This window comes from Rhizobium sp. PDO1-076 (assembly GCF_000247475.1).
Classification (GTDB): Bacteria; Pseudomonadota; Alphaproteobacteria; order Rhizobiales; family Rhizobiaceae; genus Allorhizobium.
In genome coordinates, this window is record NZ_AHZC01000168.1 from 1 (window position 1) to 3,779 (window position 3,779).

5 protein-coding genes and 1 pseudogene are annotated in these 3,779 nt (G+C 55.7%); 3 read left to right on the top strand and 3 right to left on the bottom strand.

The features are described from left to right. The 3 genes and pseudogenes from PDO_RS28785 to PDO_RS11185 all read right to left on the bottom strand — a co-directional run. Positions 1 to 266, bottom strand: a pseudogene (locus PDO_RS28785) (hypothetical protein); the annotation flags it as partial. Next, positions 263 to 436 carry a hypothetical protein gene (locus PDO_RS28580; RefSeq protein ID WP_007601913.1) on the bottom strand — a complete coding sequence of 58 codons (174 nt, stop codon included), beginning with the start codon at positions 434 to 436 and terminating at the stop codon, positions 263 to 265. The pseudogene PDO_RS28785 and the gene PDO_RS28580, both read right to left, overlap by 4 nt. A 14-nt stretch (positions 437 to 450) precedes the next feature. Continuing rightward, positions 451 to 816 (bottom strand): helix-turn-helix domain-containing protein, encoded by a 366-nt coding sequence (locus PDO_RS11185; protein WP_007601915.1) that lies wholly within the window; start codon positions 814 to 816, stop codon positions 451 to 453. Between the two features lie 95 nt (positions 817 to 911). Between PDO_RS11185 and PDO_RS11190 the strand changes: the two genes are divergently transcribed. The 3 genes from PDO_RS11190 to PDO_RS29330 all read left to right on the top strand — a co-directional run bounded on the left by PDO_RS11190 (position 912) and on the right by PDO_RS29330 (position 3,738). Then, positions 912 to 2,012: a multiubiquitin domain-containing protein gene (locus tag PDO_RS11190; protein ID WP_007601917.1), complete on the top strand. Its 1,101-nt coding sequence runs from the start codon at positions 912 to 914 to the stop codon at positions 2,010 to 2,012. Beyond that, complete coding sequence (locus tag PDO_RS11195) at positions 2,009 to 3,400, top strand: ThiF family adenylyltransferase (protein WP_007601919.1); 1,392 nt, start codon at positions 2,009 to 2,011, stop codon at positions 3,398 to 3,400. Before PDO_RS11190 ends, PDO_RS11195 begins: the two co-directional genes overlap by 4 nt. A gap of 158 nt (positions 3,401 to 3,558) precedes the next feature. Continuing rightward, the gene (locus PDO_RS29330; RefSeq protein ID WP_244426420.1) at positions 3,559 to 3,738 is read left to right on the top strand and encodes a DUF6527 family protein; all 180 of its coding nucleotides are present in this window, start codon (positions 3,559 to 3,561) and stop codon (positions 3,736 to 3,738) included. The last annotated feature ends 41 nt before the right edge of the window (positions 3,739 to 3,779 follow it).

Below are 3,779 nucleotides of genomic sequence, written 5' to 3' on the forward strand. Positions count from 1 at the left end.
TTCTCTCGAACCGTAAGGTCCAAACAGTTCCCCAAGTCGATGACCGCGCCGACGACGGCAGCATTCTTATATGATCCACGTTTCTGCTTTTCGATTGCCCATTCCAGCGCTCGGCCAGGGTCGCATTCCCAAAAATAGGCACCAGATCCCAGCCAATCGAAATCTTCGCTACTTTGACGAAACGACTTCCCATCAAGGAGTTCGACTGCCGTCTCCTCGTCGCACCCATGAAAACCCAATACAAAGCTGGTATGGAACGATGTCACTTCGATCCACGCTTGTCCGGCTGTCCGCCATATTGCGGCTTCAGATCACCATCGCCATCATAAAGGCCTTCCTCTATCAGCCACTGCCGCGCCATGTCCGGTGTTTGCGTCTTCTCTTCTGCCCGCCGCTGTAGCATGGCGCGTATTGCTTTTCTTTCCGCTTCATTCATCTGAGCGCTCCTAACTATTTTCGATCGGCATTTTTTCGCAACCGTGTATAGGCGGCGGTGATCATATCAATCATCGCGTCCCGCCCGTCATCCGGCAGGCTTGGATCGGCCTGAAGAACGGCGGTGATCTGGGTCAATGGCTCAGCCGTGTAATTCATCTCGGACGGATCCCTGACGAAAGCGTCAGCACTGAGGCCAGCCCATCGAACCAGTGCCGTCAGGCTATCAACGTCCGGACGCTTGCCTTGTGCCATCCTTGTCAGCGTCGAGGCGCTGACGCCGGACTCTTCGGCCACTTGCTTCCAGTTCAATTTTCTCGATGCACGGGCACTGTCAAGAGCCTGGTAAAACGCACTCCCTCGAAATTCCGACTTCGACATTCAATTTCACTCTTGCAATTATGTTTCGCTGCCCTCATATTGCACTACGATTGCAAGAATGCAATTGAAATCTACTTATGAAACAGGAGGCCTTCATGAGCGCCGATATTACATCCGAAAAATCAAAAGGCCTCTTCATAGAGGTTGCGGGAACGGATCTTCAGTTCCGTCCGGTCAGCGTAGCCGATCGCTCGCCCACCGGCCGGCAGATCCTCGGATATTGCGATGTCTCTCCCCGCGAGGACTATGTGGTTCTGCAATGGCTGCCGGAAGGCGACATTGAGGAGTTGCGCTCGGACGAGACCGTCAACCTTGATCGCCAGACGGCGGCAAAGTTCATCGTTGCAAAGGCTGATCGCTTGTTTCGCCTGTATCTTAGCGATCGTTCGTTGAGCTGGCCGGAGCGCACCATCTCAGAAGCGGCGCTACGGACCCTTGGAAAAATCCCGCCTGCTGAGCTGCTCTATGTTCGTCGCGAGAACGTCGAAGACCACCCGATCGCTGTCGGGGGCCACCTGTCTCTCGCGGATATGGGTGTCGAGAACGTTTATTCTCGGCTGGCGCAATGGGAATTGAACGTCCAAGGTGTGGCCGTGAAGTTCGACAAGGCGGATGTTCTCGTTCGGGAGGCACTGGTCAAAGCCGGTTTCAATCCGGATCAGGGCTGGATTATCGTTTTGAAGAGTCGCGACAGCAAGCGTCAGGTCACCATCGATGACACAATAGATCTGCGTTCTCCGGGGATCGAAAAGCTGCGTCTCACGCCACGGGAGATCAACAATGGCGAATTGCCGGCATCGCGCCGGCAGTTCCGCTTGCTTCCTCAGGACGAGGAGGGACTGACGGTACGCGGGTTGCGTTGGGAAACGATCATATCTTCAGGCCGGCGCTGGTTGTTTTTGCAGGATCTGGGGCTGCCGGAAGGCTATCTCGTCGATACAACCTGCGTCGCGATTGAGGTGCCTAATGGCTATCCCACCGCCGAACTCGATATGTTTTACTGTTATCCGCAGCTTGCTCGGCGCGATGGCATGCCCATTCCGCAGACCCAAGTGACGGAGACGATCGAGGGGCAGGGCTTTCAGCGCTGGTCGCGCCATCGCGGTGGCATTGCGCCTTGGCGGCCGGGTTTTGACAATGTCATCACCCATCTTGCCTTGGTCGAGGCTGCGCTGTTGCGTGAGGTCGAAGCATGACAGTCTATCCGCACGTGAAACTCACGATGAGCGGGGAGCAACATCGCCAGCTCCATTCCCACCTCTTTCCAGGAGATGGCCTGGAGGCGGCAGCCGTCCTCCTATGTCGTGATGCAGGTCTCAGCGATCGCAAGCTGATGGTGATCGGTCTGACACTCGTGCCCCATGATCAGTGCCATAGATCGCCATATCTGCTTGTCTGGCCTGGCCAGTTCATTGCCGATGCTATCGACGTCGCCGAAGACGGCCGTCTCTCGATCATCCTCTTGCACTCACATCCAGGCGGATTCAGGCAGTTTTCCAACCTCGACAACGAAAGTGATGCAGAGGTTATCGGCTCGATTTTTGCGGGCTGGAGTGGTGCCGCTGCACCGGGAGAGCATGGCTCGGCGATCATGATGCCTGATGGAGAAGTGATCGCCCGAGTTTATGACGAACAGCGGAATTGCCGCCCTATCGACACGGTCGCTATCATCGGCGACGATATTAGGTTCTGGCGTGACGGTTGTGAAAATAGCGAGCCAATCATGGCATTCGGCGCTGGCATGACACACGAACTCGGCAAAATGCATGCCTGCATTGTCGGCGTCTCCGGCACGGGGTCAATCGTTGCCGAGCAACTGGCCAGGATGGGGTTTGGCATGATTACCCTCATTGATCATGATCATATAGAAGCCAAAAACTTAAACCGGATTTTGAACTCAACCTGGTTGGAAGCTGACGCAGGGGTCAGCAAGGTCGAGATGTTCGCGGCAGCCATGGCCCGGTACCGCGTTAATCTGAATGTCGTGACTATCGCCGAGACAGTAGCGTCGAGAGAAGCAGTGCTGGCCGCCGCCACCGCTGATATCATCTTCAGTTGTGTCGATTCATCGGAGGGCCGGCACATTGTCGACCGGATCGCGCAGGCGTTCATGATCCCGCTGATCGACATGGGCGTCTCGATACCGACCCGCACGCGCTCAAATGGAGCACCGGCGATTGCGGAGGTGATTGGCCGGATCGACTATATCCAACCTGGTGGCTCGACATTAGGCGATCGAGGCGTGTACACGGCGGCATCGTTGCGCGCCGAATATCTCGCCCGAGTGGCGCCTGAGGCTTATGCATGTGAGCTGGACGCCGGCTACATCAAAGGCGCTGTCGAGGAAGCGCCCTCAGTTATCGCCCTCAATATGCGCGCGGCCAGCGCAGCAGTTCTCGAATTCGTCGCCCGTGTTTTTCCATTCCGCCATGACGGCAATGCGACTATGGCGCGAAGCATATTTGCTTTGGCGGATGGTGACGAAGACCATTTTAGCGAGGGCGATTTTGTCAGGAGTCACATTCTGGGCGTAGCTACAGGAGCTCAAGAACCCTTACTCGGACTGCCGGATCTTGGAGTTTAGAAATGACGTTCTTTCGTAACCTTATCTCTTGGGTGCGTGACCTCTTCTCTGAAAGGCGGCGACGCGTCGAGTTTATCGAATCAGATGAGCTCCCCGCGCAACTTGTCTCCCGAAACCTTTATGTCGCGCGCGAGAATGGAGAGTTGTGGAGCGCGGGTATGGTATGCCCTTGCGGCTGTGGACGTAGGCTTGAGGTCATGTTGCTCAAAGGCGTCAAGCCTAGGTGGGACCTCTCAGTCGATAAGACCGGTTTTCCTTCTCTACATCCATCAGTGTGGATCGCTGATGGATGCCGCTCGCACTTCTGGTTGCGCAACGGAAAAATACATTGGTGTTGAGCATATTGCGGTCGCAACAACTAGCATGATCACATAATTCA

What these genes read in the sequence shown, in the direction of transcription:
- PDO_RS28580 (WP_007601913.1), bottom strand. Translation starts at nt 436, where the DNA reads ATGAATGAAGCGGAAAGAAAAGCAATACGCGCCATGCTACAGCGGCGG.
- PDO_RS11185 (WP_007601915.1), bottom strand. Translation starts at nt 816, where the DNA reads ATGTCGAAGTCGGAATTTCGAGGGAGTGCGTTTTACCAGGCTCTTGAC.
- PDO_RS11190 (WP_007601917.1), top strand. Translation starts at nt 912, where the DNA reads ATGAGCGCCGATATTACATCCGAAAAATCAAAAGGCCTCTTCATAGAG.
- PDO_RS11195 (WP_007601919.1), top strand. Translation starts at nt 2,009, where the DNA reads ATGACAGTCTATCCGCACGTGAAACTCACGATGAGCGGGGAGCAACAT.
- PDO_RS29330 (WP_244426420.1), top strand. Translation starts at nt 3,559, where the DNA reads ATGGTATGCCCTTGCGGCTGTGGACGTAGGCTTGAGGTCATGTTGCTC.